23 protein-coding genes are annotated in these 24,151 nt (G+C 68.7%); 9 read left to right on the top strand and 14 right to left on the bottom strand.

Going from position 1 to position 24,151, the window contains the following annotated elements; translation table 11 throughout:
- Window positions 1–82: 82 nt before the first annotated feature.
- The 3 genes from ykgO to AC5JCN_RS11365 all read left to right on the top strand — a co-directional run bounded on the left by ykgO (window position 83) and on the right by AC5JCN_RS11365 (window position 2,012).
- Window positions 83–208 carry a type B 50S ribosomal protein L36 gene (ykgO, locus tag AC5JCN_RS11375; RefSeq protein WP_495755175.1) on the top strand — a complete coding sequence of 42 codons (126 nt, stop codon included), beginning with the start codon at window positions 83–85 and terminating at the stop codon, window positions 206–208.
- Between the two features lie 144 nt (window positions 209–352).
- Window positions 353–979 (top strand): tetratricopeptide repeat protein, encoded by a 627-nt coding sequence (locus AC5JCN_RS11370; RefSeq protein WP_495755174.1) that lies wholly within the window; start codon window positions 353–355, stop codon window positions 977–979.
- Between the two features lie 22 nt (window positions 980–1,001).
- Entirely contained in the window at window positions 1,002–2,012 is a 1,011-nt protein-coding gene (locus AC5JCN_RS11365; RefSeq protein WP_495755173.1) for an alpha/beta fold hydrolase, read from the top strand.
- Window positions 2,013–2,072: 60 nt separating this feature from the next.
- On the opposite strand, the gene pyk is transcribed toward AC5JCN_RS11365, so the two are convergent.
- The 3 genes from pyk to AC5JCN_RS11350 all read right to left on the bottom strand — a co-directional run bounded on the left by pyk (window position 2,073) and on the right by AC5JCN_RS11350 (window position 5,058).
- Window positions 2,073–3,506, bottom strand: a complete 1,434-nt coding sequence (gene pyk, locus AC5JCN_RS11360; protein WP_495755172.1) for a pyruvate kinase — start codon at window positions 3,504–3,506, stop codon at window positions 2,073–2,075.
- Window positions 3,507–3,543: 37 nt separating this feature from the next.
- The gene (locus AC5JCN_RS11355; protein WP_495755171.1) at window positions 3,544–3,981 is read right to left on the bottom strand and encodes a DUF1036 domain-containing protein; all 438 of its coding nucleotides are present in this window, start codon (window positions 3,979–3,981) and stop codon (window positions 3,544–3,546) included.
- 159 nt (window positions 3,982–4,140) lie between these two features.
- Entirely contained in the window at window positions 4,141–5,058 is a 918-nt protein-coding gene (locus tag AC5JCN_RS11350) for a DMT family transporter (RefSeq protein ID WP_495755170.1), read from the bottom strand.
- A 138-nt stretch (window positions 5,059–5,196) separates the two neighbouring features.
- Between AC5JCN_RS11350 and AC5JCN_RS11345 the strand changes: the two genes are divergently transcribed.
- Entirely contained in the window at window positions 5,197–6,057 is an 861-nt protein-coding gene (locus AC5JCN_RS11345) for an N-formylglutamate amidohydrolase (protein WP_495755169.1), read from the top strand.
- 137 nt (window positions 6,058–6,194) lie between these two features.
- Complete coding sequence (locus AC5JCN_RS11340; protein WP_495755168.1) at window positions 6,195–6,470, top strand: DUF2312 domain-containing protein; 276 nt, start codon at window positions 6,195–6,197, stop codon at window positions 6,468–6,470.
- 137 nt (window positions 6,471–6,607) lie between these two features.
- Here the strand turns inward: AC5JCN_RS11340 and AC5JCN_RS11335 are convergent, their stop codons facing one another.
- From AC5JCN_RS11335 to AC5JCN_RS11315, 5 genes are all read right to left on the bottom strand, one after another.
- Entirely contained in the window at window positions 6,608–8,953 is a 2,346-nt protein-coding gene (locus tag AC5JCN_RS11335; RefSeq protein WP_495755167.1) for a Tex family protein, read from the bottom strand.
- 68 nt (window positions 8,954–9,021) lie between these two features.
- Window positions 9,022–10,293: a Coenzyme F420 hydrogenase/dehydrogenase, beta subunit C-terminal domain gene (locus AC5JCN_RS11330; protein WP_495755166.1), complete on the bottom strand. Its 1,272-nt coding sequence runs from the start codon at window positions 10,291–10,293 to the stop codon at window positions 9,022–9,024.
- 163 nt (window positions 10,294–10,456) lie between these two features.
- The gene (locus AC5JCN_RS11325) at window positions 10,457–11,506 is read right to left on the bottom strand and encodes a YihY/virulence factor BrkB family protein (RefSeq protein WP_495755165.1); all 1,050 of its coding nucleotides are present in this window, start codon (window positions 11,504–11,506) and stop codon (window positions 10,457–10,459) included.
- Between the two features lie 112 nt (window positions 11,507–11,618).
- Window positions 11,619–14,690 carry a multidrug efflux RND transporter permease subunit gene (locus tag AC5JCN_RS11320; RefSeq protein ID WP_495755164.1) on the bottom strand — a complete coding sequence of 1,024 codons (3,072 nt, stop codon included), beginning with the start codon at window positions 14,688–14,690 and terminating at the stop codon, window positions 11,619–11,621.
- 10 nt (window positions 14,691–14,700) lie between these two features.
- Window positions 14,701–15,810: an efflux RND transporter periplasmic adaptor subunit gene (locus AC5JCN_RS11315; protein ID WP_495755163.1), complete on the bottom strand. Its 1,110-nt coding sequence runs from the start codon at window positions 15,808–15,810 to the stop codon at window positions 14,701–14,703.
- A 183-nt stretch (window positions 15,811–15,993) separates the two neighbouring features.
- Here AC5JCN_RS11315 and AC5JCN_RS11310 point away from each other — a divergent pair, with 183 nt between their 5' ends.
- Window positions 15,994–16,323 carry an L-rhamnose mutarotase gene (locus AC5JCN_RS11310; RefSeq protein ID WP_495755162.1) on the top strand — a complete coding sequence of 110 codons (330 nt, stop codon included), beginning with the start codon at window positions 15,994–15,996 and terminating at the stop codon, window positions 16,321–16,323.
- Here the strand turns inward: AC5JCN_RS11310 and AC5JCN_RS11305 are convergent.
- Window positions 16,314–16,475 carry a hypothetical protein gene (locus tag AC5JCN_RS11305; RefSeq protein WP_495755161.1) on the bottom strand — a complete coding sequence of 54 codons (162 nt, stop codon included), beginning with the start codon at window positions 16,473–16,475 and terminating at the stop codon, window positions 16,314–16,316. The genes AC5JCN_RS11310 and AC5JCN_RS11305 overlap by 10 nt on opposite strands.
- Window positions 16,476–16,554: 79 nt before the next feature.
- Between AC5JCN_RS11305 and AC5JCN_RS11300 the strand changes: the two genes are divergently transcribed.
- Together AC5JCN_RS11300 and AC5JCN_RS11295 are read left to right on the top strand one after the other, a co-directional pair.
- Window positions 16,555–17,604 carry a phosphotransferase family protein gene (locus tag AC5JCN_RS11300; RefSeq protein ID WP_495755160.1) on the top strand — a complete coding sequence of 350 codons (1,050 nt, stop codon included), beginning with the start codon at window positions 16,555–16,557 and terminating at the stop codon, window positions 17,602–17,604.
- A gap of 14 nt (window positions 17,605–17,618) precedes the next feature.
- Window positions 17,619–18,854 carry an acyl-CoA dehydrogenase family protein gene (locus tag AC5JCN_RS11295; protein ID WP_495755159.1) on the top strand — a complete coding sequence of 412 codons (1,236 nt, stop codon included), beginning with the start codon at window positions 17,619–17,621 and terminating at the stop codon, window positions 18,852–18,854.
- Window positions 18,855–19,053: 199 nt separating this feature from the next.
- Here the strand turns inward: AC5JCN_RS11295 and hpxZ are convergent, their stop codons facing one another.
- Window positions 19,054–19,437, bottom strand: a complete 384-nt coding sequence (hpxZ, locus tag AC5JCN_RS11290; protein ID WP_495755158.1) for an oxalurate catabolism protein HpxZ — start codon at window positions 19,435–19,437, stop codon at window positions 19,054–19,056.
- An 88-nt stretch (window positions 19,438–19,525) separates the two neighbouring features.
- Here hpxZ and AC5JCN_RS11285 point away from each other — a divergent pair, with 88 nt between their 5' ends.
- The gene (locus tag AC5JCN_RS11285; RefSeq protein ID WP_495755157.1) at window positions 19,526–20,296 is read left to right on the top strand and encodes a 5-formyltetrahydrofolate cyclo-ligase; all 771 of its coding nucleotides are present in this window, start codon (window positions 19,526–19,528) and stop codon (window positions 20,294–20,296) included.
- 63 nt (window positions 20,297–20,359) lie between these two features.
- Here AC5JCN_RS11285 and AC5JCN_RS11280 read toward each other — a convergent pair whose 3' ends face one another.
- Genes AC5JCN_RS11280 through AC5JCN_RS11265 form a run of 4 tightly spaced genes read right to left on the bottom strand, consistent with a single transcriptional unit; the run spans window position 20,360 to window position 24,147 of the window.
- Window positions 20,360–21,760, bottom strand: coding sequence for an AtzE family amidohydrolase (locus AC5JCN_RS11280; RefSeq protein WP_495755156.1), 1,401 nt, complete (start codon window positions 21,758–21,760; stop codon window positions 20,360–20,362).
- A complete protein-coding gene (locus tag AC5JCN_RS11275) occupies window positions 21,757–21,948 on the bottom strand; it encodes a DUF4089 domain-containing protein (RefSeq protein ID WP_495755155.1) in 192 nt (63 codons plus the stop codon). Before AC5JCN_RS11275 ends, AC5JCN_RS11280 begins: the two co-directional genes overlap by 4 nt.
- On the bottom strand, window positions 21,945–22,610 hold the full coding sequence (locus AC5JCN_RS11270; protein WP_495755154.1) for a cysteine hydrolase family protein: 666 nt from the start codon (window positions 22,608–22,610) through the stop codon (window positions 21,945–21,947). Before AC5JCN_RS11270 ends, AC5JCN_RS11275 begins: the two co-directional genes overlap by 4 nt.
- Window position 22,611: 1 nt before the next feature.
- On the bottom strand, window positions 22,612–24,147 hold the full coding sequence (locus AC5JCN_RS11265) for an ABC transporter ATP-binding protein (RefSeq protein WP_495755153.1): 1,536 nt from the start codon (window positions 24,145–24,147) through the stop codon (window positions 22,612–22,614).
- Window positions 24,148–24,151 lie beyond the last annotated feature (4 nt).

The following is a 24,151-nucleotide window of genomic DNA, read 5'->3' as shown; positions in this document are numbered from 1 at the left end:
GGCGGCCGTTTTTGACGTGCCGCCACGAACCTTTTTTGCGCAGCCGGACTTCCGGCGACGTTTGAACAGACGGGACCGTCCGATGAAGATCCGCAACTCGCTCAAGTCGCTGCGCGACCGCCACCGGGACAACCAGATCGTCCGGCGCAAGGGCCGCGTCTATATCATCAACAAGACCCAGAAGCGCTACAAGGCGCGGCAGGGCTGACATTCGCTCGCAAGGGCGAAGCCTTTGGAGGGCGCCGCAAGGCGCCCTTTTCGTTGGCGGGGTCACCGGCTGCGTCACGTGGTCACCGCGTCGTGTAGCGTACCGGGTTTGGCAAGCCGGTGGCGCCGCCCTACTATCCATTGGATGAGGCTCTCAACACCGGTCCTCGCCGCCCTCGGGCTCCTCGCTGCGCACGCCGGCACGGTGCCGGCCTTCTCCGCGCCGGACGACCCGCCTGCGCCGCCGGCCCAGTCCCAGCAGGACGAACAGGCCGAGGCGCCCCGCAAGGGCCCGCCGACCCTGGACGATCTCTTCGCCCGCCTGTCGGCCGCGAAGGACGAGGACGAGGCAAAGGGCGTGGCCGGTATCATCGAGCGGCGCTGGATGCGTTCGGGCAGCGACACCGCCGACCTTCTGCTCACCCGGGCTCTCGAGGCCCTCCAGTCCGACGACCAGCCGCTCGCCATCGAACTCCTCGACCGGGTGATCGCGCTGCAGCCCGGCTGGGCCGAGGCCTGGAACAAGCGGGCCACGGTGTTCTTCATGATGGGCGACTACACGCGGTCGATGGCTGATCTGCGCGAGGTGCTTTCGCTGGAGCCTCGCCACTTCTCCGCCCTGGCGGGAATGGGCGCGATCTTCTCCGCCACCGGCGACGACAAGCACGCCTACGAAGCTTACAAGAAGGCCCTCGGCATCAATCCCTGGCTGTCCGAGGTCAAGGAGGCCGTCGAGAAAATGGCCCCCGAATACGAGGGCCGGGACATCTGAAGCCCCGCGGTCCCCTTCGGCCATGTCGACCCTCATCCTGATCGCCGCCATCCTCGCCATCCTTCTCGCGGCGGGATACGGGCTCACGGCCATCATGGCCCGCAAGGCAGCGCGGCAGTTTCCGCCACAGGGCCGGTTCGTTTCAGTCGCGGGTGGGCGGCTCCACGTCATCGATTTGGCGCCGCCAAACGGGCCGGAGCCGGGCGCGCCCGCGATCGTCCTGCTGCATGGCGCGTCGGCGAATGCGCGGGAACTGGCGAACACGCTCGGCTCGACCCTCGCCGAAACGTGGCGCGTGCTCTCCTTCGACCGGCCGGGGCATGGCTGGAGCGACCGGCCCGGGGGACGGGAGTCCGCCTCGGCGGCCCGCCAGTCGCAGCTGATCCGGGAGGGGCTGCGACAGCTGGGGGTTGAGCGGGCCGTCGTCGTCGCGCATTCACTTGCCGGTGCCGTTGCCACCCGCATGGCGCTCGACGATCCCGCGCTCGTGCGCGGCCTCGTCCTGCTCGGGGCAGTGACCCATGAATGGCCTGGCGGCGTGACGTGGTACTACACGCCGGCCGCGTCATCCTGGGCTGGCTGGCTCTTCAACCGGGCCGTCGCCGTGCCGGTGGGGTCAGTGATGCTGGACGGCGCCGTCCGCTCGGTGTTCGCGCCCGATCCCGCGCCGGACGACTACGCCGAACGCTCCGGCGCCCGGCTCGTGCTCCGGCCGGCCGAATTCCTCGCCAATGCCCAGGACGTGGTCGAGTTGATCCACGGTGTACGCGACCAGCAGCACCGGTATGGCGAGATCACCGCTCCCGTGTCGGTGATCCACGGCCTGTCGGACACGACCGTCTCCCCGGACCTGCACGCGCGCGCCTTTGCACGGCAGGTCCCGGGCGCCAGGCTCGTGCTGCTGCCGGGGGGAGGGCACATGCCCCATCACGCGGCGCGGGACGTGGTGCTCGACGAGATCGAGGCCGTCATCGCCGCAGCGCGAGCCGCCGGAGACAAAGACGCAATCTCGGCGGTCAGCAAGGCCGGGTGAAGCGAGAGCCGGCTCGTCGCCGCGCTCCTCGCAAAGACGTCACTGACGCGGCCATGCCCCTTAGGGCTGCTGCCCCTCCGGTCCCACGAAGGCGATACGGACCATGTTGGTGGCGCCCGGCGTGCCGAAGGGAACGCCGGCGACGATGATGACCCGCTGGCCGGGGCGCGCGAAACCTTCGAGCGCAGTGGTGCGGCAGGCGCGGTCGGCCATGTCGTCCACGTCGCGGGCATCGTCCGTCACGACGGCGTGCACGCCCCAGGCGAGGGCGAGGCGGCGGGCGGTCAGGACATTGGGGGTGAGCGCGAGGATCGGCGGCTGCGGCCGCTCACGGGCGATGCGCAGGCCGGTGGCGCCCGATGCCGTCCACGCCACGATGGCCTTCAGGTCCAGCGTCTCGGCGACGTCGCGGGCGGCGACGGCGATGGCGTCCGCTCCAGTAGCCTCCGGCGTCGCGCGCTGGGCATTGATGATCGTGCGGAAGAGCGGGTCGCCCTCCACCTCCTCGGCGATGCGGTTCATCGTCGTCACCGCTTCCAGGGGGTACTGCCCTGACGCCGACTCGGCCGACAGCATGACGGCGTCCGCGCCCTCGAACACCGCCGTCGCAACGTCCGACACCTCGGCACGCGTCGGCACCGGCGAGGTGATCATCGATTCCAGCATCTGCGTGGCGACCACGACCGGTTTGCCGAGGCGGCGGGCCGCGCGCGTGATGCGCTTCTGCAGGCCGGGCACCTTCTCCAGCGGCATCTCCACGCCGAGGTCGCCACGCGCCACCATCAGCGCATCGGAAATCTCCAGAATCTCGTCGAGCCGGGCGATCGCCTGCGGCTTCTCGATCTTGGACATGACGAGGGCGCGCCCGCGGGCGGTCTTGCGCACCTCGGCCACATCCTCGGGGCGCTGAACGAAGGACAGCGCGACCCAGTCGATTCCAGCTTCCAGCGCGGCCTCGAGGTCCGAACGATCCTTCGGCGTCATCGCCGAGACCGGGATCGTGGTGTGGGGCAGGCTCACGCCCTTGCGGTTCGAGATCTTGCCGGCGACCACGACCTTCGTGACGGCCCGCTTGGGGCTCGCTTCGAGCACGGTCAGGCGCACCTTGCCGTCGTCGATCAGAATGTCGTGACCGGGCTCCAGGTTCTGCAGAATTTCGGGATGGGGGAGCTGCACGCGGGTCCCGTCGCCCGGTGCCTTGTTCGAATCAAGGACGAAGGTCGCGCCCTTCTCGAGCAGCACCGGCCCGTCCTTGAATTCGCCGACGCGGAGCTTCGGCCCCTGCAGGTCGCACAGAATGCCGATGGGGCGACCGAACTCCCGCTCGACGTCGCGGATCGTGGCGATCCGCTCGCGCATCGAATCGTGGGTCGAATGAGACATATTGATGCGGAAGACATCCGCGCCGGCCTGAAACAGCTTCGCGATCGTTTCGCGGTCGGACGAAGCCGGCCCGAGGGTCGCCAGGATCTTCACACGGCGGTGGCGTCTCATGGTGACCTCTCGGACAAACGGGGAAAACGGCTGGCCATCACGGGGTGCGCGGGGCCGGGCGGGCATTGTCGGTCAATTGGACTGTCCAGCTCTTCTGCTCTCCGGTGTCGACCTCGAAGAAGCCGGAGCGGTCGAATCCGCGGGCGAAGCAATCCTCGATCCCGCGGATCGTGAACTCCTTGTCCCTCGTGCACATGAAGGTTTTTCCGCCCCACTCGCCGCCACCCTGGCCGTCGACGGCGTAGACGTAATAGAAGCGCGCCGCCAGGGCGCCCTTCAGCATGGTCTCGCACTCGCTGGGGCGCAAATTCCACCAGCCCTCGGACATCCAGCCCTGAGCGTCACGGTAGCCGAGCGCAACGCTGACCCGGCTCGACGTGAGGTTGCACAGGCGCAAATCCGCCCGGGCCACCCCCGGAAGGGAGAGCAGGGCGGCACCGGCGAGAGCTAGCAGCGGGGGCAGGGGCTTTCGCATGGTTCCGCAAGCAATGAGCGGCCCGGACACGCTTCCGCCGCCGCAAAACGGCGCGATATGGCGAGAACGCGGCGGCACTGTCAACCGGAGGCGGCGACGCGAACCGGATCCCGGGCGCGCGTGGCGGACGCGGCACAGGTGTTTTCCCTGAGCGCGCCTTCAGTCGTCCTGCTGCCGCGGCCTCGCCACCCACACACCGGCGAGGATCAGAGCGCCGCCCAAGGCCTGCACCAGCGTCAGTGCCTCACCCAGAACCAGCCAGGCGATGACCGCGGCCGCGATCGATTCGAGGAAGATCACAAGCGACGAGAAGATGGTCGGGAGCCGTCCCAGCGCGACCGCGAGCAGGCCCTGGCCGCCCGCATGTGAGATGACGCCGATGCCGACCAGGGCGGCGAGGCCGGACGACGTCGCGGGAAGGAAACGGTCGCCCGCGATCAGCGCCGCGGTCAGCACGATGACGGCTGCGACGACCGACATGCCGAGCGTCACCCGGCCGGCTCCCGCGAACTTGCGCGCATTCCCGACCGCAAAGAAGAACAAACCGAAGAAGACAGCCGTGACCAGCCCGTAGAGGTCGCCCCGAATGCGGGACGGGTCGACCTGCATCGAATTGCCGACCAGCGCGAAGCCGCCCAGCACGCACAGGCCGAGCCCAGCGATGACGGCAGCACGGATCTTCTTGCGATACTGAAGCCAGGAGACGAGCACGACCCAGATCGGCGCTGTCGTCGCGAAGAAGGTGGCGTTGGCCACCGTCGTGTTCACGATGGAGATGTGCCAGAAGAGCAGGTCGCCGCCGAAGAGCAGGCCCGAGATGAGGGCCGCCTTGGTGAAGGTGGGCCGGGGCCCGCCGGCCCGGCCGCGATCCTCCAGCCGCGCCCAGACGAAGAGCACGGGCAGGCCGAGGATGCAGCGCCAGAAGGCCGAGGCGAACGGGCCGACGCCGTCATGCGACGCGATCTTCACGAGAATGGGCGATATGCCCATCGCGAAGGCGCCCGCAAGAAGCGCGACGAGAGCCAACGTATCGGCGCGGCGCACGCCTTTGGCGGGGGAGGTGGCGTCGACGCTCATGCGGCGGGCTGGACCGGAACGGAGGAGCGCAGTCGACCTGCGCGCGAAGCTGTGGCAAGTCACCCTTCGCGTGGCATGCTCTAGGACATGGCGCGCGCGCCGTCATCCTCTCCCGGCTCCCCGGACTGCATTCCTCCCATGCCGCAAAATCCTTCCCCCGCGTCGATCGCCTGGCCCGAGGCGCCGGTCGAACGGGTGGAGGGCGACCCCGCATGCGGGGTCATCGTCATCTGCGACCACGCCTCCAACGCCATTCCGGACGATCTGGCCTCCCTGGGCCTGCCCGCCGCGCAGCTGGAGCGGCACATCGCCTATGACATCGGAGCCGCCGGGGTGACGCGGACCCTCGCCCGCGCGCTCGGCGCGCCCGCCGTCCTCAGCACCTTCTCCCGCCTCGTCGTCGACCCCAACCGGGGCCAGGACGATCCCACGCTGGTGATGAAGCTCTCCGACGGCGCGGTCGTGCCCGGCAATGCCCGGGCCGACTACGCGGAGGTGGAACGCCGCCTGGCCCGCTTCTACCGGCCATATGACCGAGCGGTGGGGGAAGCGGTCGCCGCAGGGCTCGCGAGCGGCGTTCCGCCGGTTCTCGTCTCCATCCACTCCTTCACGCCGTTCTGGAAGGGTGTGCCCAGGCCCTGGCACGTCGCCGTGCTGTGGGACAGTGATCCCCGCCTGCCCCGGCCGCTAATCCGCGCTCTGGAGGCGGAGGGAGATCTCGTGGTCGGCGACAACGAGCCTTATGACGGCGCGCTCGCGGGTGACACGGTGTACCGGCACGCCACGGTGCTCGGCCTCTCCAACGCACTCATCGAGGTGCGCCAGGACCTGATCGCGGCCGACGGCGATGCGCAGGCCTGGGGCGAGAGGCTGGCCCGCATCCTGCGGCCTTTGCTGGCCGACCCGGCCCAGCACGTAGCCCAGCGGCATCCTACCCGGACGACGAGCCGGCACCGCCTTGCCTTCGACGACAAGGCGCCGTCGCAGGGCGGCGCCTGACGGTGATCACAGGTCTTCCACAGCTCGCGCCGGAGCTGGCTCGCGTGGCTTGACCCCGGCCCGCGAACGGGTCACACCGCTGCCCGGATTCGTCCGGCGGCCGGCCGGTCGTGCGGTCTCCAGACGAGGATCAGCCCATGAGCGCCCAAGCCCTGCCTTCCACCGCCGACGCAGCGTCCAGCGGCGTCGCCGCCGAGGAGCTGAAACAGTTCATCGAGCGCATCGAGCGTCTCGAGGAAGAGAAGGCGGCGATCGCCGGCGACATCAAGGACGTGATGGCTGAACTCAAGGGCCGCGGCTTCGACGTGAAGGCCGTGCGCACAATCCTGAAGATCCGCAAGAAGGACCACGCGGAGCGCCAAGAGGAAGAGGCGATCCTCGAGCTCTACATGCAGGCGCTCGGGATGGCCTAGGCGGACGCAATTCGGTTTCGCTGTCGTCCCGGCCCTAGCGAAGCGGAGAGCCTGGATCCAGGCTCTCCGACCGTTGTGATCCTGGATCCCGGGTCTGCGCTGCACTGCTACGCGCTGTGTCGCGCCCGGGATGGCACTTAGCGGTTCCGCTTGTCGGTCATCCCGGCCTTTCGGAAAGCGTCCGCGAACGGATTGTTTCCCGCAGGCTTTGCATCCCTCGGCTGCGGCCGGGCGGGCTGTGCAGGCTTCGCGGACTGGGGCCGGGCTTCCGGAGGGCGTCCAACGGGCCGCGCCTGGCCAGCCTCGTCGTCCAGGCGCATGGTGAGGGCGATGCGCTTTCGCGGCACGTCCACCTCCAGCACCTTCACCTTCACGATGTCGCCGGGCTTCGCAACGTCGCGTGGATCCTTCACGAAGGTCCGCGACATGGCCGAGATGTGCACCAGCCCGTCCTGGTGAACGCCGACATCGACGAAGGCCCCAAAGGCCGCGACGTTGGTGACGACCCCTTCCAGCACCATGCCGGGACGGAGATCCGAGATCTTCTCCACGCCGTCCATGAAGGTCGCCGTCTTGAAGGCCGGCCGGGGGTCGCGGCCGGGCTTCTCCAGCTCCTTCAGTATGTCGGTGACCGTCGGCAGGCCGAAGCTCTGGTCGACGAAGTCCTTCGGCGAAAGGCCGCGCAGCACGTCCGTGTTGCCCATCAGGCGGCGCAGATCCGTCCGGGCGGCGGCTACGATGCGGCGCACGACGGGGTAGGCTTCCGGGTGGACGCCGGAGCGGTCGAGCGGGTCGTCTCCGTCGGGGATTCGAAGAAAGCCCGCGCATTGCTCGAAAGCCTTCGGACCGAGCCGCGGCACCTTCTTCAGAGCTGCGCGCGTGCGAAACGGGCCATTCTCGTCGCGGTGGACGACGATGTTCTGCGCCAGCGTCTCGCCGACGCCCGAGACGCGGGCCAGCAGCGGCGCCGACGCGGTATTGAGGTCGACTCCCACCCCGTTCACGCAGTCCTCCACCACGGCGTCGAGCGAGCGCGACAGCTTGGTCTCGCTGATATCGTGCTGGTACTGGCCGACGCCGATCGAGCGCGGGTCGATCTTCACGAGCTCGGCCAACGGATCCTGAAGCCGCCGCGCGATGGACACCGCCCCGCGCAGGGACACGTCGAGGCCGGGCAGTTCCTGCGAGGCATAGGCCGAGGCGGAGTAGACCGAGGCTCCCGCCTCGGACACGACAATGCGCGTCAGCTTCAGAGCAGGGTGCCGGGTCATCAGCTCCGCCGCGAGTTTGTCCGTCTCGCGCGACGCCGTGCCGTTGCCGATGGCGATCAGCTCGACCTTGTGGCGGGCCGCCATCGCCGCCAGCGCGGCGACCGCCTCGTCCCAACGCCGCTGCGGTTCGTGCGGATAGATCACCCCGGTGTCGACCACCTTCCCCGTCGCATCCACGACGGCGACCTTCACGCCCGTCCGGAAGCCGGGGTCGAGCCCCATGGTGGGCCGTGTCCCGGCGGGGGCAGCCAGCAGCAGGTCGCGGAGGTTGCCGGCGAAAATGCGGACCGCTTCGTCTTCGGCGTGCTGCCAGAGCCGCATGCGCAGATCGAGGCCGATATGGGTCTGGATGCGCGTGCGCCATGCCCAGCGCACCACCTCCAGAAGCCAGGAATCGGCGGGCCTGCCCCGGTCGGCGATCTGGAAGCGGTGGGCGATCGCGAGCTCGTAGGGCCCCGGCACCCGCGTCCCGGCGGAAGCCCCTGGCTCCCCGGTGTCGATGCGGACGTCGAGAACCTCCTCCTTCTCACCCCGGAAGAGCGCGAGGATGCGGTGCGACGGCAGCTTCGCCAGCGGCTCGGAGAAGTCGAAATAGTCCGAGAACTTGGCGCCCTCGGCCTGCTTGCCGTCGCGAACGGCGGAGACGATCTTTCCCGCCTTCCAGACATCCTCGCGCAGGCGGCCGATCAGCGTGGCATCCTCGGACAAGCGCTCGACGAGGATGGCCTTGGCGCCGTCTAGAGCTTCGGCCGCGGTGGCCACGCCCTTTTCCGCGTTCACGAAGCCGGCGGCTTCGGCGGAGGGGTCGAGGCGCGGGTCGGACAGCAGCCTTTCCGCGAGCGGCTCAAGCCCGGCTTCCCGCGCGATCTGCGCCTTCGTGCGGCGCTTGGGCTTGAAGGGAAGGTAGATGTCTTCCAGCCGGGCCTTGTTGTCGGCCTCGGTGATCTGCGCCTCCAGCGCCGGGGTCAGCTTTCCCTGCTCCCGCACGGAGTCGAGGATCGCCTTGCGCCGGTCCTCCAGCTCGCGGAGGTAGCGCAGCCGCTCCTCCAGGAGGCGCAGCTGGGCATCATCCAGCCCGCCCGTCGCCTCCTTGCGGTAGCGGGCGACGAAGGGGACGGTGGCGCCCCCGTCGAGAAGATCCACGGCCGCCTTGACCTGCCGCTCGGCGCAGTTCAGCTCGCCGGCGATGCGCTGCTCGATCGAGACCTTCATAACGCCTCCGTGCCCCCGATTCCGGCCGACAGCCGGGCCGGGTGTCTAGCCCGCCGGGGCTGCGCAGGTCAAAGCGGCGCCGTGTCCTGTCCACTGCCGGGCGAGGCGTGCTCTTCTGCCGACGGCGCAAGGCCGTAGGGCTTAGCCAGCGCCCAGACATGGGCCGGGATCATGCTCTTCATGCGCCGCTTCCGCTCGCGGCGCAGGTGCACGATGGTCTCGACCGCCTTCATCTCGACCCGGGCGCGGGCGAATTCCAGTCCGCGCGGACCGATCCGCGGCATGAGCCAGCCGACGATCGGCCGCAGGAACTCCGGCATGCGGCGCAGGGGCAGGCCGCCGGCGGCCCGCTCGACATTGGCGAGGAACCCCTTCACCGGGCCCTGACGCTTGCCGCCAGAGCCCGGCTCGCTGAGGCGCACCTCGTCCCCGAGCAGGTTCAGGAGCTCCTCGCCGCGTTCGTTGCGCACCAGAAGCCATTGCTGGCCCTCGCCGCCCATGTAGCCGACGGTGATGTCGGCGAGAACGTTGGTGTAGTCGACGCAGGTGCGGCAGGTGAGGGGAAAGAAGTCCGGCGGCAGCTTCGAGATGGGCAGTTGCAGGAACGAAATGTCCTTGTGCCGGCCATCGGCAAAGCGCAGCTCGACGTGGAAGTCGGCGCGGAACTCGAGATAGGTGATGCTGTCGGGGTCCTCGGCGAGCAGCGCCAGGAATTCGTGGAAGCGCTCCGTCGTGGTGTTGTCGGAGCAGGGCGTGCCGACGACGTAGAGCCGGTCGAAGCCCAGCTCCTCCTCCAGCGCGCGCAGCGCATAGACCTGGCAGGGGATGCCGATGACCGCGAGGCGGCGGTAGCCTGCGGCCTTGGCGGGTTCCAGCAGCGCAAGCAGGGGCGCATAGCCCATCCGCATGCCCCGGCACCCCGCCATGTCCTGAGGCCGGGTGACGAGGACCGGCACGGGACGCCAGCGGTCCTCCGGGTCGGGAGCCATGGTCAGCACCGCGTCGACCGCGCCTGTTTCGAGCAGCCGCTCGCCGATGCGGGTCGCGATGCCGGTCCACTGCGCGTCCGGCAGGGCGGGGGCGAGCGAGGCCCTGACCATCCGGCGGAACGGGCCGAAATGCATCTCGTCCGGCCGCCCGGGATCGCGGGTGCGGCCGTGCACCCTGCTCTCCATGGCCGGGTAGTCCGGCCGGATAAACTGGCACGCCTTGCCGCAACGCCTTGCCTCCGGCGTGCGGGAGATCCCGCAATCCGTGCAGAGGTCGCGCGGAACCGGCTCCGCGAGAGGCGGCGTCCAGGGCGGCGCAGGATGAGGAGAACGGACGGCGGCGTCGCTCACGGGGGCCTCGGTCGGCGTCGGCTCAGGTGACGGGAAAGCCGAAGCAAAGGCAAGCGGCGATCATCTTCCCGCCGGCGTGCCCCTCACGACCGGAATGAGCGCGAATCTGGCCGCGGTCCAGGCGGCTACCCCGCAAGCCGGCCCGGCGGAAAGGCTCAGGATCCTACAGTTCGTCGGCGGCCGCCCCGACATGGTCGGCCATGGTCGCGCCGCGATGGCCCAGCGGCTTGGGCGGGCCGTCGGTGGTGTCGTGCGCCGTCTGGTGCTCCAGTTCGGCGTTCAGCAGCGCGCCGAGCAGCACGATCATGGCCGAGATCCAGGTCCACGTCATGAAGCCAACCGCCGCGCCGAGCGAGCCGTAAATGCGGTTGTAGCTGTCGAAGGCGGTGACATACCAGGAGAAGAGCATCGAGGCTCCCACCCAGAGCAGGGCCGCGGCGGCGCTGCCCAGTGTCACCCAGTGCCACTTGGCCTCCCGGCGGCTCGGGCCGAGCCGGTAAATGGTGGACAGGGCCGCAGCGACGAAGACGAGAAGCACCGGCCAGCGTGCCACCATCAAGATCTTCTCCGCCGGCGTGTTGAGGCCCATGAAGCTCAACACGATGGGAAGTAAGACGACGGCCGCCAGGGCCAGCACAACGAACACGACGGCCCCGAACGTGACGACCAGCGTCGTCGCGTAGAACTTCACGAAGCTGCGCTTTTCCTTCTCCCCGTAGATGACGTTCAGCGCGTCGAAGAGCGCGCTCACGCCCGAGTTCGCGCTCCACAGCGCGATGCCGAAACCGGTGAGGAAGGCGAGGCCGAGCGAGTTGTTGCTCTTGCCCGCGACCAGAAGGACCTGATCGCGCACCATCTGGAGAATACCCGCCGGCAGAATGCCGGACAGCAGGTCGAGGTGCTCGAGCACGATCTGGGCGTTTGCGAACAGGCCGTAGAGCGACACGACGGTCGCGATGGCGGGAAAAATCGCCAGCAGCGCGAAGAATGCCACGCCGCCGGACATGGCGATGATGCGGTTGGAGGAGAAGGCTAGCACCATGCGCCAGGCGACATCCTTCCAGCCCTCGGCGGGAATATCGACGGGTGTCGTGGCGTCGCGCCCGCGCCCGGGCTGCCTGGCTCTGAGGACATCGACGCGGCATGGCGCTTCGTCCGCGCCGCGCTCCAGCTCAGTGCGCCAGTCCGCGCCATCGTCGACCGCGTTCTGCATGAACCACCCGCTACGCCCGAGGTGGAACGGCAACGGCGGATGGGGCGCGAGGTTCCGTGGAACGCGCGAGCTGCGATCGATCCCGACCGCGGCGGAAAGGCGCAGCCGCCGCTCAGGATACGGCTGCGATCTCCTTGTCACGCTCGGCCGATGCGGCGGTCCGGTGGTCGGCGGCGAGAAGCGTGTACACGGCCGGCAAGACGAACAGCGTGAAAAGCGTGCCGACCAGCAGGCCGAAGACGATGACGATGCCGATCGCGAAGCGGCTGCCCGCCCCGGCTCCTGTCGCAAGGACCATCGGAATGAGGCCCACGACCATGGCGGCCGTCGTCATCAGGATGGGCCTCAGCCTGATCCGCGCGGCCTTGCGGATCGCAGCCACCCGATCCAGCCCCTCGGCGGCCTGAAGCTCGTTGGCGAAGGAGACCATCAGGATCCCGTGCTTCGAGATGAGGCCGATGAGCGTCACCAGCCCGACCTGCGAGTAGATGTTCAGCGTCGCCACGCCGAGGAACAGGGGCACCATCGCGCCCGAAATGGCCATGGGCACGCTGATCAGGATGACGAACGGATCGCGCAGGCTCTCGAACTGGGCGGCGAGAACGAGAAAGATGACGATCAGGGCGAAGCCGAACGTGTAAGCAAGGCGGTTGCCCTCCTGCACATACTGCCGGGAATCGCCGAGGTAGGTGCTGCTGAATCCCGCCGGAAGCTCCTTGTCCGCGACGCCGTTCAGGAACGCCACGGCATCGCCCATGCTGACGCCCGGCGCGGGTACGGCCTGGAAGGTGGCGGAGTTCAGCTGGTTGTACTGGCTCAGCGCGTTGGGGTCGGTGGTGCGGTGCACCTTGGCGATCGTGGAGAGCGGGATCTGCTTGCCGCTCGCCGTCCGCACGTAGAACTGCAGGATGTCCTCTGGGTTCAGCCTCGCGCCGCGTGGGGTCTGCGGGATCACCTGGTAGGAGCGCCCCTCCAGGTTGAAGCGGTTGACGTAGTTCCCCCCGAGCAGCAGGGCCAGCGTGTCGCCGACGCTCTGCATGGTGACGCCGAGCTCGTTGGCTTTCGACCGGTCGATGTCGATGGAGAGGACGGCGGTGTCGAAGGCGAGGTCGCTGTCGACGACGACGAACATGCCGCTGTCGCGCGCGGCCTTCTTCACCTTCTCCATGACCTGGTAGACGACCGGATATCCCGACGTCGAATAGACCGCCATTTGCACCGGGAGGCCGCCGGTGGAGCCCGGCAGCGCCGGAGGAGAGAACATGAAGATCTGCAGGCCCGGGATCCCGCCCAGCCTGCCCTGGAGCTCGGGCTGGATCACGTCCGCCGTCCGCTTGCGCTCGTCCCACGGCTTGAGCACGTCGCCGACGAAGCCCTGGTTGACGGTCGGCTGGCCGATGATGATGAACCGCGTGTGTGTCTCGTCCAGCACCAGGGCCTCGTCGATGGCCTTCCGGTAGGCGTCCATATAGTCGATGTTGGCGTAGGGAGGGCCTTTCACCACGCCGAAGACGATCCCCTGGTCTTCCTGGGGAGCGAGCTCGGAGGTCGTGTTGACGTACATGAAGCCCAGCGCCAGTAGCACGCCCATGGCGAAGACGAGCGTCACCGGCCGCTCATTCAGCGAGCCGCCCAGCCAGCGCTCATACCCGGTCTCGACGCGCGTCAGGGTCCGGTTCACCGCCTGCGCGAAGCGGCCCTCCAGCATGGACCGGGAGAGAATGCCCGCGCACATCATCGGCGAGAGGGTCAGCGCGACGAAGCCCGAGATGACGACCGACCCGGCAAGCGTCAGCGCAAACTCGCGGAAAAGCGAGCCGGTGAGCCCGCCCATGAAGCCGATCGGCGCGTAGACGGCGGCGAGCGTGATGGTCATCACGATCACCGGCCCGGCAATCTCGCGGGCGCCGATGAGGGCCGCCTGCAACGGCGTCTTGCCCTCCTCGATGTGGCGAACGACGTTCTCGACCACGACGATGGCGTCGTCGACCACCAACCCGATGGCGAGCACCATCGCTAGCAGGGTGAGCAGGTTGATGCTGAAGCCGAACATCACCATGAAGACGCCGACGCCGATCAGCGACAGCGGAATGGTGACGAGCGGGATCAGCACCGCCCTGAGCGAGCCCAGGAAGAGGAAGATCACCACGACCACGACGAGGGCCGCCTCGGCCAGGGTTTTCACCACGTCCTCGATCGAGGCCGAGATGAACAGCGTGGCGTCGTAGACCACGTCCATCTTCACGCCCGGGGGTAGCGTGCGCGACAGCGCGGGCAGGCGGTCCTTCACGCCCTGGACGGTCGTGAGCGGGTTGGCTGTCGGCGTCACCTGGATGGCGACGAAGACGGCGTTGAGGCCGTTGATGGCGACGATCTGGTCCGAGCTCTGCGGCCCAAGCTGCACGTCGGCGACATCCCTGAGCCGCACCAGGGCGCCGTCCTTGGCGCGAACGACGAGGTTCTCGAAACCCTCGACGTCCGAGAGGTCGGTGTTGGCGCTGAGGTTCGTCGCGGTGAAGTAGCCTTTCTGCTGTCCGGGCGCGGTCTGGTAATTGTTCGCCTTGAGCGCCGCTGCGACCTCGGCCGCCGTGACGTCGAGTCCCGCCATGCGGGCGGGATCCAGCCAGACGCGCATGGCGAAGCTCTGCGCACCCACGACGTCGGCTGCCGATACGCCTTCGACGGTGACCAGCAGCGGCTGGACGACGCGGGTGAGGTAGTCCGAGATGGCGGAAAGCGAGAGGTCCGGGCTGGAGAAGCCGATGTAGAGGACCGCCGTCTCCGAGCCCGTCGACTTCGTGATCACCGGGTCGTTGGCGCCTTCCGGCATCAGGTAGCGGACCTGCTGCACCTTCGCCATGACGTCGGTCATCGCGGCGTTGGGGTCGTAGTTCAGACGGATGTTGGCGGTGATGGTGCTCTGTCCGAGCGTCGAGCTCGAAGTGATGTAGTCGACGCCCTCCGCCGTCGCGACCGCCTGCTGCAGCGGCTGCGTGATGAAGCCTTGCATCAGCTCGGCGGTGGCGCCGGGATAGCTCGTCGACACCGTGATGACCGTGGTGGACAGGGCAGGGTACTGGCGCACCGGCAGCCCGTAGAGCGCACGCAGCCCGATCAGGAGCACCAGCGCGTTGATGACGAGGGCGAGGATCGGCCGCTTGACGAAGATGTCGGTGAAGCGCATCGCGGCGGCCTCAGTTCAGGGGAGGCGTGGCGGGCGTCTTCAGCAGGCGGTCCTTGAGGATCGTCACCTCGGCTCCCGGATCGATCCGCACCTGCCCGGAGGAGACGACCAGGTCGCCCTCCTTCAGCCCCGAGCGAACCTCGACCTTGTCGCCGAAGCGCACGCCGGTTTTGACCGCTGCCTGCTCGACCGTGTACCGGCCCTCCTTGCCGGGCTTCAGCAGGTAGACGCTGTCGCCGTAGAGGCTGGCGTCGATGGCGGTCTGGGGCACGACCACCGTGTCCTTCACGGGAGGGAGGATGACGGAGACCCGTACGAACATGCCGGGCGTCAGCTGCCTGTCCTTGTTGTCGAGGCGGCCCTGCACGTCCACGGTTCGGGTATCCTGGTTGATCTGAGGCTCGATGGCGTTGAGCGTCGCCTTGAAGACCCTGTCGGGGTAGGCGTCGCTCCGGATTTCCAGGTCCTGGCCCACGAGGATCTGCCAGCGCTGCTGCTCCGGCAGTGTGAAATCGACCTGCAACCGGTCGAGGTCGGTGAGCGAGACGATGGTGGTTCCCGCGCTGACATACTGGCCGGGATCGATCTGGCGGATGCCGAGCACGCCGCCGAAGGGCGCGCTGATGATCTTCTGGTCGATGACCGCCTGGGCGCGGGCGATGCCGGCATTGGCCTGGTCGAGCGCGGACTGGTTCTGGTCGACCGTCTGCTGCGCCGCGAAGTCACGGGCCGCCAGCGAGGCCGTCCGCGACAGGGTGGAGGCGGCGAGCTTCGCCTGCGCGTTGAAGCTGGCGAGGTCGGCCCTTTCGATGGCGTCGTTGAGCTGGACGAGGCGGGCTCCCTTCTCGACGGTGTCGCCGCTCTCGAAATAGATCTGGGCGACCTGGCCGGGGACCTGCGGGGCGATCGTCACCTGGTCGATGGCGTAGAGGCTGCCGATGCCGTCCAGCCGGCGCGGCACGTCCGTCTTCTCGGCGGCGACGGCCTCGACGGGAATCGGCGGGCGCGCCTGGTTCGCCAGGGCCGTCTTGATGGCCTGTTCGCGCCTTTGCTGGAACAAATAGAGCCCGCCAAGGGCCAGCAGGACAAGGACGACGACGGCGACCAGCCTGACGCGCATCAAGCACCTCGGGGAATGTTGACGGTCTCGGGCACAACCTACGATGGCAGTTTGGGGCGCGATAGCGGGCCCGCCGCTTTTTTGCCTGTATTCCGGAACGGCGGTTCGAAATCGCTGCGGGCACTGCTAGCCTGACGGGACAACGAGATCGTGCCGGCCCTGCCGGCAACGGGAGGACGAGCAATGCAGAGAATGGGTCACGTCATCGGCCTGAAGAAGGAGGCCATCCCCGAATACAAGCGCCTGCACGCGGCCGTGTGGCCCGAGGTGCTGGCGACCATCTCGCGCGCCAACATCCGCAACTACTCGATCTTCCTGAAGGAGCCGGAGAACGTGATGTTCGCCTACTGGGAATATCACGGCACCGATTTCGAGGCGGATTCCGCCCTTATCGCCGCCGATCCCAAGACGCAGGACTGGTGGAAGATCTGCGGGCCCATGCAGAACCCGCTGGAGACGCGCAAGCCCGGCGAGTGGTGGGCCCAGATGGAAGAGGTTTTCCATCACGACTGAGCTCCACTCACCGTCTTAGCGAGCGAAGCGGAGCAATCCATCAGGCCTGTTGCTTCGTCGCAGTCGTCCTCGCGATGACGCGGATGGGTGAAGAAAAGCGATTCGGCTGCAACGCCGGCCAGCTGAAAACTGACGCGGCGTCGGTTGGCCATGCGGTTCCTCTCTCCGGTGCGCCAAGGAGCCCGCGATGCTTCCTCTTGTTCCCGGCGCGCGCCGGGGCTCAGATGACCCATGAGCGTCCCACCCGGCTCCGTTCCCGGCTTTCCCGCGGGCTTCGATCTCCGTCCTCTCGAGGAGGCGTTGCGGAGCGAACTCGGCCTGTCCGCGGCAACGATGCAGCTGCACCCGATCACGGGGGGACAGTCCAACCCCACCTACGTCGTCGCCTTCGGGGCGGAGGAGGTCGTGCTGCGCAAGCGGCCACCGGGTCCGCTGCTTCCCTCCGCCCATGCGGTGGACCGTGAGTACCGGGTGATGAAGGCGCTGCACGGGGCCGGCTTCCCGGTGCCGGAGCCGCTCCTCATGCATGAGGGAGAGGAGCTTGCAGGCACGGCGTTCTACGTGATGGAGCGCGTGCACGGCCGGGTGTTCCACGACGCCGCGCTGCCGGGACTGACGCCCCGCGAGCGGCAGGACGTCACCCTCGACGCGGCGCGCACGCTCGCGGCACTGCACCGGATCGACCCCGCCGCGATCGGCCTTGCGGATTTCGGCCGTCCGGAGGGGTACTTCGCCCGCCAGGTCGCGCGCTGGCGCAAGCAGTGGGAACTGGCCGACGCCGCACCCAACGACGACATCGCCCGCGTCTGGACCTGGCTCGAGGCCAACATCCCGCAGGAGACGGGGCCGGCCCGCATCGTCCATGGCGATTACCGCATGGGCAACCTCATGCTCCACCCGGCCGAGCCGCGCGTCGTGGCGGTGCTCGACTGGGAGCTTTCGACGCTGGGCGCGCCACTGGCGGACCTCGCCCATTTCTGCACCTACTCCTATCGCATGCGGCCGGACGAATATGGCGGGACGCTGGGGCTCGACCTCGCGGCGCTCGGACTGCCGGACGAGGCGACATTCCGCGACGCCTATCTCGCCGCGGTGGGGGAGGGGCAGCGGCCGGAAGCGTTCCATGCTGTCTTTGCCCTCTTCCGGAATGCCGCGATCTTCGCCGGCATCGCGGGCCGGGCGCGGGCGGGGAACGCGGCGTCGGACAACGCCGGCGAGGTGGGCCGCCTTGCGGCGGTGCTGGCCCGGCGGGCGGCGGAACTGGTGGATGCGGCGGGCTGACGGGAGATGACGGAATGGATTTCGCGTATTCGCCGAAGGTGCAGGAGCTGCGCCAGACGCTCCTCGCCTTCATGGACGAGCATGTCCTGCCCGCAGATGCCGCGTTCCAGGCCGAGGTCGAGGCCGGCCGCTATCCGCTCGACCTTCTCGACGGCCTGAAGGAGAAAGCCCGCGCCCTCGGGCTGTGGAATCTGTTCCTGCCCGGCCTTCGCGACGACGAGCCGGGCACCCGGCTGAGCAATGTCGAGTATGCGCCGCTCGCCGAAATCATGGGCCGGATCCCCTGGGCGTCCGAGGTCTTCAACTGCAGCGCGCCAGATACCGGCAACATGGAGGTGCTGCACCTCTTCGGCACGCCGGAGCAGAAGCAACTCTGGCTGACGCCCCTGATGGAGGGGCGCATCCGCTCGGTCGTCTCGATCACCGAGCCGGAAGTCGCGTCGTCGGATCCAACGAACCTGCGCACCTCCATCCGCCGCGAGGGGGATCACTACGTCATCAACGGCCGGAAATGGTTCAACACCGGCGCGCTGCACCCGCGAGCGCAGGTGCTGATCGTCCTGGGCGTGACCGACGATTCACCTGAGGCGCCGAAGCACCGCCGGCAGAGCTTCATCCTGGTGCCGATGGACACGCCGGGCTTCCGCGTCGTCCGCAATACGCCGATCATGAACCACCTCGCGCCCGAGGGGCATTGCGAGGTCGTGTTCGAGGATGTCCGCGTGCCCGTCTCCAACCTGCTGGGAGAGGAGGGCGCCGGCTTTGCTATCGCCCAGGCACGGCTGGGGCCAGGACGCATCCACCACTGCATGCGCACCATCGGCCAGTGCGAGCTGGCGCTGGAGCTCATGCTGAAGCGCGTGCAGGAGCGGGTCGCCTTCGGCCGGCCGCTCGCCGACTATGCCAACATCCAGGACGACATCGCCCGCAGCCGCATGGAGATCGACCAGGCCCGCCTGCTGTGCCTTCACGCCGCCTGGCTGATGGACCGCGAGGGCAACAAGGCCGCGCGCGTCCAGGTCTCGGCCATCAAGGTCGTCGCCGCCCAGCTGCAGACGCGGGTCACGGACCGCGCCATGCAGGTCTTCGGCGCCATGGGCCTCACCAACGACACCCCGCTCGCCTACCTCTGGACGTGGGGCCGCGCGCTGCGCTTCATCGACGGCCCGGACGAGGTGCACATGAGGGTGGTGGCAAGGGCCGAGTTGAAGAAAGCCGGGATGGGCAAAAGCGATTCTGCCGCAAGGTGATGCGGGCAGGGATTTGCGTGAGATGTGACTTGAGGTTGCTCTTCCCCACAGAAGCAACTTCCAGTGTCATCCCGGCCGTAGTGAAGCGAAGAACCGGGATCCAGGCACTCCGTCCATCGTGGTCAGGGGATGACCAGGACCGCGCGTCTTCAGACGCGCTTTCGGTCGCACCAATGCGGGTCTGAAGACCCGCGGTCCGTCACGTCTCCTGGATGACGCTCACATGCGCGGCAACGATCCGCCAGCCCTCGGGCATGCGGGCCCAGCTCTGGCTCTGACGTCCGACCTTGCCGGGCATGGTCTCGCGGTGGAACAGCGTGTTGGCCGTGGCGAAGTCGCGCCCGAAGGTCGTGATGACCGTCCGCGACAGCGTGCGCGCAAGCCCCGCAGGCGAGCGGGCCGCGCGAAAGGCGGCGATCTCCGAATAGCCGTAGAGGTTCTCGGCGGCGCCGTAGCGCAGCGTGTGCTCGGAGGGCCAGAACAGGGCGTCGAGCGTCTCCACGTCGTTCGTCACGAGCGCCGTCTCATAGCGGCGGAAGGCGGCCTCCATCTCGGCCAGCGTGTCGGGGTCGTTGATCTGCATGGGTCCTCCTCCGGCACATCCAGCAAGGTGCGTGCCGCAGGCTCGCTTCTTGCTTCATTGGCGCCGTTGGGAAAAGGGGAGGGCACGCATGTCCGACAGTGCGCGATGGGCAGGTCGCAACGGGGACAAGGACGCGCTGCGCACCCGCATCTGGAACGGGCTGGTGAGGGATGGAATGGCCGTCGGCCCCGCCCACAGCCGCATTCCCAACTTCTCCGGCGCGGACGAGGCGGCTCGGCTGCTGTCCCGGCTCGACGTCTGGCAGCGTGCGAGGGTCGTGAAGTGCAATCCGGATCCGCCGCAGATCCCGGTGCGCTTGCGCGCGCTCTATGACGGCAAGACCGTGCTGGCACCCGTGCCGGAACTCGTACGCAGCTTCCCCTTCGTCCGGCTCGTGCCGGAACGGCTGGACGCAAACGGGATCACATTCGAGCTGGCCGCCACGTCCCAGGGCGCCGTCGAGCATGGCGAGCCGGTCGAGTTCGAGGAGATGGAGGCCATCGACCTCGTGGTCGTCGGCACGGTGGCGGCCACCCGGGCCGGAGGGCGCACCGGCAAGGGCGGCGGCTTCGCCGACCTCGAGCTCGGCATCTTCCGCGAAGTCGGGACGGTGACGCCGGCGACGCCGGTCGTGACCACGGTCCACTCGTCGCAGGTCGTCGCCGACGACGAGATCCCGATGCTCCTCCATGACAGCCCGCTCGACTGGGTCGTTACCGAGCGCGAGGCATTCGAAACACGCACCCGCCACGCCCGCCCGACGGGCGTCGCCTGGGACGTGGTCCAGCCCGACCAGTATGAGGGCATCCCGTTCCTCAGGGCGCTACGAGAGCGGCTGGACCGGGGCGGTGCGAAGTAGGGGCAGACTGCTTACTCCCGTGCCGTCCCGCGGCACGCCGGGGATGACAGAGGTGGGGCGGCTTCATCCGGCCACCGGCGCCCGGCAGACCCCCTCGCGCTCCAGCTGATACGCCACGCGCAGCGCCAGGTCCTCGCGCCATGGCGGGGCAATGACCTGGACGCCGATCGGCAGGTGCTCGCCGCTTGTCCACACCGGCACGGCGACCACGGGCAGGCCGACGAAGGAGATGGGCTGCGTGTAGATGCCGAGGTTCGGCCGGACCGGCATCTCGACGCCGTCGAGCACCATGGTGGCCTGCCCGGCCCGGGGGGCACGGCAGGGCGTGGCGGGCGCGAGCAGGATGTCGGTCTCCTCGAAGATGCGCAGCATCGTCTCGCGGAACACGCGCCTGAACTTCTGCGCCTGCGTCACCCAGGCGGCGGGGATCATCGATCCCGCGATCAGCCGGTCGCGCACGGCGGGGTCGAAGTCGCCCGCTCGCCGGATCAGCCGCTCTCGATGCAGCGCGGCACCCTCGCTTGCCGTGATGATGAAGGCCGAGGCGCGGGCCCTGTCCGCGCCCGGGACGTCGACCATGCGGGTGGCGTCCAGCGCGATGGCGACCCGCGTCACCGCCTCGAACGCCTCGGGCATGCCGCCGCGCGCGAACCATCCCCCCGCCACCGCGACGCGCAGTCCCCGCGTGCCCTTGGCCAGTTCGGGCAGCGTGGGTTCGATTTCCGCGGGCGTGCAGGCAGGGTCTCGCGAGTCTGGCCCCTGCATCACGTCGTAGGCGAGCGCCAGATCCTCGACGCTCCGGGCGAAGGGGCCGAGATGGTCGAGGCTCGACACGAAGGGGAAGCTGCCGCCGCGCGACAGGCGGCCATAGGTCGGCTTCAGCCCGAAGATGCCGCACAGGGACGAGGGCACACGGATGGAGCCGTTGGTGTCCGACCCCAGCGAGAGCGTGGCCAGTCCGGCCGCGATGGCGGTGCCGGAACCGCCCGAGGAGCCGCCCGACATGTGGGCGGGATCGTGCGGATTGGCCGAGCGCCCGTCATGGGCGTTCTCGCCGGTGAAGTCGTAGGCGTACTCGCCCATGTTGAGCGCGCCGAGGCACACGGCGCCTGCGGCCTCCAGCCGCGCTACCAGCGTGGCGTCCTCGCCAGCGGAAGGGTTCGCGCGGTTGATCCTCGATCCGGCCAGCGTGGGCAGGCCCGCGAGATCGAACAGGTTTTTGACGGCGTAGGTCACGCCAGCCAGCGGGCCTGGGTCCTCGCCGCGCGCGACCCTGGCGTCCACTGCCGCGGCCTCGGCCAGGGCGCGCTCGCGCGTGACGGCGGTATAGGCGCCGAGCGCCGTGTCGAGCGCGTCGATCCTGGCGAGATGGGCCTTTGCGATCGCGACGGCGCTCACCCGCCCGGCGCGGACCTCGGCCGCCGTTGCGGCGGCGCCGGCCCGGATGGGGTCGAAGCCGCTCACGGCCGGTACACGGGGGCGGGCTCCTCCCGCTCATCCATCCCGGCCTCGAGCACCAGCTTCGCCATGCGAGTGACAGTGTCCCAGTTCTGCCGCACGCCCGGCCGGTATTCCGGCTCCAGCGGCAGCCCGAGCGCGGCGGCGGCGGCCTCGATGAACGCGTCCGTGGAGTCCGGCGCCGGTTCGGTCACGAGACGGCCCCGTCCAGCACCGCGAAGGGCGTGGCCCAGCCGACGATGCCGCCTTGCGCGGTCACCATGGCGATGGTCGCGGACTTGAACTCGGGGAAGTAACTCTCGGTGGCGTCCTCCACGAGCAGGCACTCATAGCCGCGGTCATTGGCTTCGCGCATCGTCGTCTGCACGCAGACTTCCGTGGTCACGCCGGCAAAGACCAGCTGCGTGATGCCGCGGTTCTTCAGGATCGAGCCCAGCTCCGTCGCGTAGAAGGCGCCCTTGCCGGGCTTGTCGATGACGGTCTCGCCCTCCACAGGCGCAAGCGCTTCGAGGATCTGGTTCCCGGGCTCGCCGCGGATCAGCAGGCGGCCCATCGGCCCGGAGTCGCCGATGCGCTGGGGCGCGTCGCCCCGGCTGCGCTTGGCGGGCGGGCAGTCGGACAGGTCGGGCATGTGAGACTCCCGCGTGTGCACGACATGCCAGCCCTTGCGGCGGAAAAGCCCGATCAGCGCGCCGACGGTGGGCACGATCGCGCCAAGCCGCGACACGTCGTTGCCCAGAGCCTCGCCGAAGCCGCCGGGCTCGACGAAGTCGCGCTGCATGTCGATGACGATCAGCGCCACCCGCTCGGAATCGAGCTGGAACGGATAGGGAGCGGCTGGAACAGCGATCGTCATCTCAGTGCCCCGCCATGGCAGCACCGATGGTCTGGCGATCCGTCTGGCCGATCGGCGCGACATAGGTGATCGTGCCGCCCGACATCACCGCCACGCGGTCGGACAGCTCCAGGATCTCGTCGAGATCCTCCGAGACGAGCAGCACGGCCGCGCCGCGGTTGCGCTGCTCCATGATCTGCGAGCGGATCTCCGCGACGGAGGCGAAGTCGAGCCCGAAGCAGGGATTGGCGACGATGAGGACGTCCACATCCCCCGACAGTTCGCGCGCGAGCACCGCCCGCTGGACGTTGCCGCCTGAAAGATTGGCGATCGGCGTCTCGGTCGAGGGCGTCTTGACGCGGTAGCGGGCGATGAGCTCGCGCGCCTTGGTCCGCATCGGCCCGGGTCGGAGCCACCAGCCGAGCGAGATCGGCGGTTTGTCGAAGGAGCGGAACGCGATGTTCTCGGCCACGGACATGGTGGGCACCGTGGCGTTCTTCAGGGGTTCCTCGGGAAGGCCGAAGACCTTGAACTTCGCCATGGCGTCGCGCACGGGCTCGAAGGGCTGGTCGTTGATGAAGATGCGCCCGCTCGTCGGCTCGCGCTGTCCCGAAAGGATCTCCATCAGCTCCGACTGCCCGTTGCCGGACACTCCGGCGATGCCGACGATCTCGCCTGCATGGACCTTGAGGCTCACCGCGGACACCGAGGGCAGGCCCTCGTCGTCGTCGGCGAAGATCCCCGCGAGTTCCAGGGCGATAGGCTGCTGGCCCATGGGCTTGCGCTCGGCGCGGGCCCGCACCGGCGTGTCTCCGATCATCATCCGCGCCATGTCGGAATGGCTCAGGTCGGTGACCCGGCCGCTGCCCGCCTGCCGTCCGCGCCGGAGCACGGTCACGTCGTCGGCGAACGCTGTCACTTCGCGGAACTTGTGGCTGATCATCAGCACGGTGATCTCGCCCCGCTCTGTCATCCCGCGCACGAGACCCAGCATCTCGTCCGCTTCGCCGGGGGTCAGCACGGAGGTAGGCTCGTCGAGGATGAGGAACTTCTGGTCGAGATAGAGCTGCTTCAGGATCTCCAGCTTCTGCTTCTCGCCGGCCGAGAGATGGTGCACCGGCACGTCGAGCGGCACCTGGAACGGCATGCGCTGCAGGAACCCGTCGAGGCGCTTCTTCTCGGAAGACCAGTCGATCACGGACGGCACGTCGAGGCGCGAGATGACGAGGTTCTCCGCGCCGGTGAGCGAGGGCACCAGGGTGAAGTGCTGGTAGACCATGCCGATGCCGCGCGCCCGCGCCTCGCGCGGGTTGCGCACCTGGATCTGCTGCCCGTCGACGAGGACCGAGCCGGAATCCGGCTGGTAGAAGCCCATGATGCATTTGACGAGGGTGGACTTGCCCGCGCCGTTTTCGCCGAGCAGCGCATGGAACGTGCCGGCGGGCACCTTGATCGAGACGTCGTCGAGCGCCACGAGCGGCCTGAAGACCTTGCCGATGCCGATCGTCTCCAGGCCGATGGCGCGCCCCGGGGCAGGGGCGGAAAGCGCGGCGCTCATGGCG

The sequence above is a fragment of the Alsobacter sp. genome, assembly GCF_059501845.1.
This window is presented reverse-complemented; position numbering and strand designations above follow the sequence as displayed.

Bases quoted from the DNA above. Each gene is read 5' to 3' on its own strand.
- AC5JCN_RS11335 (WP_495755167.1), bottom strand. From the start codon at position 8,953: ATGAAGGTCTCGATCGAGCAGCGCATCGCCGGCGAGCTGAACTGCGCC.
- AC5JCN_RS11265 (WP_495755153.1), bottom strand. From the start codon at position 24,147: ATGAGCGCCGCGCTTTCCGCCCCTGCCCCGGGGCGCGCCATCGGCCTG.
- AC5JCN_RS11325 (WP_495755165.1), bottom strand. From the start codon at position 11,506: ATGCAGAACGCGGTCGACGATGGCGCGGACTGGCGCACTGAGCTGGAG.
- pyk (WP_495755172.1), bottom strand. From the start codon at position 3,506: ATGAGACGCCACCGCCGTGTGAAGATCCTGGCGACCCTCGGGCCGGCT.
- AC5JCN_RS11285 (WP_495755157.1), top strand. From the start codon at position 19,526: ATGTCCGACAGTGCGCGATGGGCAGGTCGCAACGGGGACAAGGACGCG.
- AC5JCN_RS11320 (WP_495755164.1), bottom strand. From the start codon at position 14,690: ATGCGCTTCACCGACATCTTCGTCAAGCGGCCGATCCTCGCCCTCGTC.
- AC5JCN_RS11300 (WP_495755160.1), top strand. From the start codon at position 16,555: ATGAGCGTCCCACCCGGCTCCGTTCCCGGCTTTCCCGCGGGCTTCGAT.
- hpxZ (WP_495755158.1), bottom strand. From the start codon at position 19,437: ATGCAGATCAACGACCCCGACACGCTGGCCGAGATGGAGGCCGCCTTC.
- ykgO (WP_495755175.1), top strand. From the start codon at position 83: ATGAAGATCCGCAACTCGCTCAAGTCGCTGCGCGACCGCCACCGGGAC.
- AC5JCN_RS11295 (WP_495755159.1), top strand. From the start codon at position 17,619: ATGGATTTCGCGTATTCGCCGAAGGTGCAGGAGCTGCGCCAGACGCTC.
- AC5JCN_RS11370 (WP_495755174.1), top strand. From the start codon at position 353: ATGAGGCTCTCAACACCGGTCCTCGCCGCCCTCGGGCTCCTCGCTGCG.
- AC5JCN_RS11365 (WP_495755173.1), top strand. From the start codon at position 1,002: ATGTCGACCCTCATCCTGATCGCCGCCATCCTCGCCATCCTTCTCGCG.
- AC5JCN_RS11310 (WP_495755162.1), top strand. From the start codon at position 15,994: ATGCAGAGAATGGGTCACGTCATCGGCCTGAAGAAGGAGGCCATCCCC.
- AC5JCN_RS11355 (WP_495755171.1), bottom strand. From the start codon at position 3,981: ATGCGAAAGCCCCTGCCCCCGCTGCTAGCTCTCGCCGGTGCCGCCCTG.
- AC5JCN_RS11305 (WP_495755161.1), bottom strand. From the start codon at position 16,475: ATGGCCAACCGACGCCGCGTCAGTTTTCAGCTGGCCGGCGTTGCAGCC.
- AC5JCN_RS11345 (WP_495755169.1), top strand. From the start codon at position 5,197: ATGCCGCAAAATCCTTCCCCCGCGTCGATCGCCTGGCCCGAGGCGCCG.
- AC5JCN_RS11340 (WP_495755168.1), top strand. From the start codon at position 6,195: ATGAGCGCCCAAGCCCTGCCTTCCACCGCCGACGCAGCGTCCAGCGGC.
- AC5JCN_RS11315 (WP_495755163.1), bottom strand. From the start codon at position 15,810: ATGCGCGTCAGGCTGGTCGCCGTCGTCGTCCTTGTCCTGCTGGCCCTT.
- AC5JCN_RS11350 (WP_495755170.1), bottom strand. From the start codon at position 5,058: ATGAGCGTCGACGCCACCTCCCCCGCCAAAGGCGTGCGCCGCGCCGAT.
- AC5JCN_RS11270 (WP_495755154.1), bottom strand. From the start codon at position 22,610: ATGACGATCGCTGTTCCAGCCGCTCCCTATCCGTTCCAGCTCGATTCC.